The organism is Stieleria sp., from assembly GCF_041595215.1.
GTDB lineage: Bacteria > Planctomycetota > Planctomycetia > Pirellulales > Pirellulaceae > Stieleria > Stieleria magnilauensis.
The window spans coordinates 1-4973 of the sequence record NZ_JBFHKV010000638.1 but is presented as its reverse complement, the minus strand read 5'-3'; the positions used below and the strand labels follow the sequence as shown (position 1 = coordinate 4973).

Below are 4973 nucleotides of genomic sequence, written 5' to 3'. Positions count from 1 at the left end.
GCTTTTCCTTCCCACAACAGCGTGTCGAGGTACTCTCGAATCATGGTTTCGGACAGCGATTGCATCTGCAACTCGGTGCGGACGACGTCGACGATGCAGCGAGACTCGCCGGAGGACCACAGGCAAACGCCGGTGTACACGTCGTGGCGACGTCCGCTGAGCGTGCGCAGCATCTCCGCGGCGTGCTCTTCGTTGTGCGGTTTCCCCAAGATCTGCCCCCCGCACGATGCGACGGTGTCGGCGGCCAAAATCATCGCCCGACCGTGTCGCCGCACCACGCTTTCCGCTTTTCGGTACGCATAGCGTGCCACCAGCTCGGGCGCCGTTTCGCGACTGCAGACCCCGCACTCAGCGTCGTCGCTGGCCGGATCGATCGTGAACTCATACCCGGCCGCCCGTAGCAGCTGCGCGCGCCGGGGCGAACCGCTCGCCAACACCAACGGCATGGCGTCGGGGATCGGGGCTCGGCTCAAACCACGCATCAGCGGCAGATCATCTGAAATAGCCATCGCGTCCTAACTGCCGTTTGAATCCGAAGGGCCAGCCGGTGGTGGGTCTGTCGGCGGTGGGCCGGCTGGCGGCGGGCCAGTTGGCGGCGGGCCGGCCGGCGGTGGACCCGACGACGGCGGAGCGGGGGGCGGCGGGTCGGTCGGCGGCAACCCCAACCGGCGTTGCTCCAATTGCCGAACGGCCCCCTTGAGCGATTCCAACAGACGCGGCACTTGGCCGGCGGCGACAAAGACGCGGGCACTGACCGCCGATTGCGGAAAGAAGCTCGTCAAGAAATCCAGTCCGAACTCGGTCGCACCATGCCCGATCATCACGCCGTTGGCGTAGGTCCCACTGAGCACCTCGTCGGGCATCTTCAAATCGTCATAGATTTCTTGTGGACTCGGTCGACGTGCGTCCGGGTTGGGCGGCTGCGGTTGTGGCGTGTGCGGATCGCCGAACCGTCCCCGATAAAGCTCTAGATTGGTCGTCAATGCCTCGATGAATTGCGGCATCACCGGATGGGGAATCACCACCCGAGCGGCCACCTTGTGTGGTCGTCCGATCGTCTGCAAAAAGTCGACGATGTACTCGCTCGGTCCGGTCATCACGATCGCGCCGGTGCTGAACGTCCCCCCGGCGACGTGATCGGGCACCCGCGCCCGCAGCGGAGGGTTGGGCTGCGGCTGCTGGCCGGGCTGGCCGGACGCGGGTGGATCAGGCGTTTGGTCGTCAGAGGACATGCGTGGGACGCTGGTGCTTTGGTGGGGGAGGATTCAGCCGCGGATTCCGATCGGAATACCGCCACCAGTCTAAATCTCACCGCCACCGTCCGAAACCCGTCACGCAGCGCCGCCATCGTGCCCCTGAGCCCCTGCGATGGGGCAGGGTGGCTCGGTGGAGAGGTAGGAAAATTTTGGAGGTAAGAAAATTAGCGACACGTCGTGGACGGTGCCTTCCAAAATCTTCCTACCTCCAAAATCTTCCTACCTCCAAAATCTTCCTACCTCCAAACAATCCGCGTGTGGCAGAGCCACACCACCAGCGCGTTCCAAAGCGGAGCCTTGGAGCCGAGTGAGCGGAGGAGAACGAAGACGCTTGACACCGCCAGCCCCATATTGTATCACTGCATTAATACAAGGGTGCAAGCATGTTGATCCAAATCCAATCCGGCAGCCAGCCGATCTACCAGCAGATCGTTGAACAGATTCGCTTTCGAATCCTGTCGGCGCAGCTCAAGGCCGGTGACGAGCTGCCGACGATCCGTGGGCTTGCCGAAACGCTGAAGGTCAACCCGAACACGATCGCCCGGGCCTACCGCGAGCTGGAACACGAAGGGCTGGTCGAAAAGCGTCGCACAACCGGGACCTTCGTCGCGGAAACGTCGGGAACCCTCAGCCGCACCCGCCGCCGACAGATTCTCACGCCCGAGATCGACAAGCTTGTGGTGCTTGCCGGGCACCTGGGCGCGGACCCGGCCGAGCTGGATGAACTGATCGCATCACGTCAGCAAGCCCTTCAACGAAAGGAATAAAGCCATGACTTCCACCGACGATTTTGCCGTGCGGGTCCAGTCACTCTCGCGTTCCTTTCGCGGAACGGACGCGCTGCTTGATGTCAGCTTGCAGATCCCGCGCGGGTCCGTCTTCGGACTCGTCGGTCTCAACGGGGCAGGGAAGACGACGTTGATCCAGCACTTGATCGGCTCGATGAAAGCGTTGCACGGCACGGTCAACGTGCTCGGCCAGGATCCGACAATCCGGCCGGAAAAACTACTCGCCCGCATCGGCTACATGACCGAAGAAGACTCGCTGCCGAAGTGGATGCGAATCCGGGACCTGATCAGTTTCTGTCGCACCGTCTATCCGACCTGGTCGGACAGCTATGCGACGCAACTGTGCGACATGTTCGGTTTGTCGACGACCGCAAAACTCAAGTCGCTGTCCAAGGGCGGACGAGCCCGCGTGGCGCTGTTGGCGGCGATCGCGCACCGACCGGAATTGCTGATCTTGGACGAACCGAGCAGCGGTTTGGATCCGATCGCACGGGCCGACATTTTGGAAGCGATCATCCGCACCGTGGCCGACGAAGGCCGCACGGTGTTGTTTTCCAGCCATCTGCTTGAAGAGATCGATCGGGTGTGTGACCACATCGCGCTGTTGCACGACGGCGTGTTGCTGGAATCCATTCCCGCGGCGACCCTGCCGGAGCGTTACACCGAGTGTTTTTATCGCACCGAAACAGCTTCGTCACGTCCGCCCGAGATCCCGGGCTCGTTCGGCGGCGCCGGTGACACATCCGAATGGTCTGTGTTGATCGATGTCGAAAACGCGTCTTCCCGCCCGACGGTTCCGTCCATTGAATCAGACGGCGCGCGGTGGGAACTTGTGAATCAACAACCGGCCACGGTTCACCGCTGGTTCGCCGCTCGCGTGCAGCGCAAACCGCCGGCATCCGCATCGAAGCAAGTGGAGGGCATGCAGCATGTCTGAGATCGTTGCACTGACCCGATTATTGATCACACGTTCCAGGACGGCACTGACCCTCGCCATCGCCTACATGTTGGTGATTCACATCAGTGCCGCCCTGTTTAGCGTCGGCGTGTTCAGCGACGGCGATGTCGGTGGCCAACTGGCACTCAAACGCACCGCGACCATGATCGTCGTCATGTTCTCGCTGCCCCTGCTCGGCATCACGTTCGCGTTGTTCGACTTCAGCGAACGAGCGGACGTCAGCGGCGGCGCGACGGGCTATCTGCCGTGGTTGCTACGGATGCCGGTGAAAACATGGAAACTGGCCGCCGTTCCGCTGGGGCTGAAGACGCTCTGGACCCTTGCCATTTGTGGTGCCATTGCGATGACGGCGAGGTTCTTCGGAACCCCGTTGGAACGCTGGTTCATGCCCGCGATCGGGATCGCCACTCTGTTCGTCTTGGCTTGCGTGATCACCTGGCATCCGTTTCGCTGGTCCTACACGCGCGCCTCACTGATCGGCATCCTGTTTGTACCGGCCTACGCGTGGTTGATCGTCTCGGTTTCGTTCGCGTTCGCCGACAAACGCTCCGATCTTCCCTCGGACACGACTTCGATCGCGGCCGCGTGGATCGTCGGCCTCTCGGCCTACACGGCGCTGACGCTACTCGCCCTACGCGCCGTCCGACTGGCCCGCTTCCACGTCGCGGGGCGAATCAGTGAATCGGCCGGATGGCTGGCGACCGCGGATCCATTGCCGGCAGTGGGCGCCGATGCCACATCGGAGGCATCGTTCCTGCGGCCGGCGCGGGTTTCGCCGATCGCCGCGTTGGTCAAGTTCGAAGCGAGCAAGTTCGCCGGCATGGGAGCGAAAATCATCGTCGCCGGTTGGTTGCTCATCGTGCTCTTTTTTTCCCTATTCAGTTACGCGGGGACCGACTCGTTGGTGTTCCTGGTGGTGGCGTTGCTGTTCCCCGGCATCTTCATGAACGAATGGAAGAACTCTGGTTTGCAGCAGCGTTTTTTGCCGAACACACTCGCCGTCGCCCCGATCGCAACGACCACCCTCGTCTGGACCCAGCAGCTGATCGCGACGACGATTTGGTTTGCGTCCCTGTTGGGTGTTCCGATCGTGTTTACGATCTGGTCGTTCAACGGTGCAAGTGCACCGTTGATCCGAGCGTGGCAGCGGGCGATCGCCCCGCAGTTTGACACTCCCGATGCGGTTTGGAGACTCACCCTGATCGCAGCGGTCATCGGCGTCTTGCTGGTGCTGCGTCAGACGACCTGGAATATCGCGGCGCAATCGACCGAATCGAAGCGTTTCGTGTACTGGACGATCGCGGCGAAGTTTGCCGTCGCCTTTTTTGCCTTCAGCTGGTTTCTGTATCAATTTCTGCGGTTCCCTGATTGGGAAGCCTGGACGCTGTGGGCGTGGCAATGCATCGCCCAGTTGCCGACGCTGCTGCCTTGGTTGGCCATCATCAAAGGCATCCTCGTCGTCACCGCGACAACGATGCTCTACCGATCCGGTTTGACCAGGCGTCGAACGGTCGTCGGACTGCTGGTCGGCTATCTCGTCTGCACGTTCGCGACCGCGGCAGTCGTCTGGCAATGGATGCCCAGTGATCGAGTTGCCTTGTGGCACTGCCTGACGGCCGCAGCGGTGTTGATGCCCTACAGCCGACTCGTGCTGGCCCCGCTCTGCCTGGCCCACAGTCGCCACGCTTAGCAGCGTCGGGCATGCTGTGCATGCCAATGGGCGTCGGGCATGCTGTGCATGCCAATAGGCGTAGGGCATGCTGTGCATGCCAATAGGCGCAGGGCATGCTATGCATGCCAATGGCGTAGGGCATGCTGTGCATGCCAATAGGCGTAGGGCATGCTGTGCATGCCAATAGGCCGTCAGGCACAGCCTGACCTACACCAAACATCCAACCCACACCTGCTATCTTCAAGACACATCAACAGACTCCTGGACTGCAAAAGTCCTCGGATTCCACCATCAGATTC

General features: G+C 61.7%; 5 protein-coding genes. 3 read left to right on the top strand and 2 right to left on the bottom strand.

Annotation, left to right across the window (positions count from 1 at the left end; all coding sequences use genetic code 11):
• Together ABX749_RS21585 and ABX749_RS21580 are read right to left on the bottom strand one after the other, a co-directional pair.
• Positions 1-482 (bottom strand): nucleoside triphosphate pyrophosphatase (locus ABX749_RS21585; protein WP_372897803.1); only part of this gene is annotated, 482 nt, incomplete at its 3' end.
• 33 nt (positions 483-515) lie between these two features.
• Entirely contained in the window at positions 516-1232 is a 717-nt protein-coding gene (locus ABX749_RS21580; RefSeq protein WP_372897802.1) for a DUF3467 domain-containing protein, read from the bottom strand.
• A 407-nt stretch (positions 1233-1639) separates the two neighbouring features.
• Between ABX749_RS21580 and ABX749_RS21575 the strand changes: the two genes are divergently transcribed.
• The 3 genes from ABX749_RS21575 to ABX749_RS21565 are packed head-to-tail and all read left to right on the top strand — an operon-like array spanning position 1640 to position 4692.
• On the top strand, positions 1640-2023 hold the full coding sequence (locus tag ABX749_RS21575; RefSeq protein ID WP_145219639.1) for a GntR family transcriptional regulator: 384 nt from the start codon (positions 1640-1642) through the stop codon (positions 2021-2023).
• A gap of 4 nt (positions 2024-2027) precedes the next feature.
• Entirely contained in the window at positions 2028-2981 is a 954-nt protein-coding gene (locus tag ABX749_RS21570) for an ABC transporter ATP-binding protein (RefSeq protein ID WP_372897801.1), read from the top strand.
• Positions 2974-4692 carry a hypothetical protein gene (locus ABX749_RS21565; RefSeq protein WP_372897799.1) on the top strand — a complete coding sequence of 573 codons (1719 nt, stop codon included), beginning with the start codon at positions 2974-2976 and terminating at the stop codon, positions 4690-4692. The genes ABX749_RS21570 and ABX749_RS21565 overlap by 8 nt, the downstream gene beginning before the upstream one ends.
• The last annotated feature ends 281 nt before the right edge of the window (positions 4693-4973 follow it).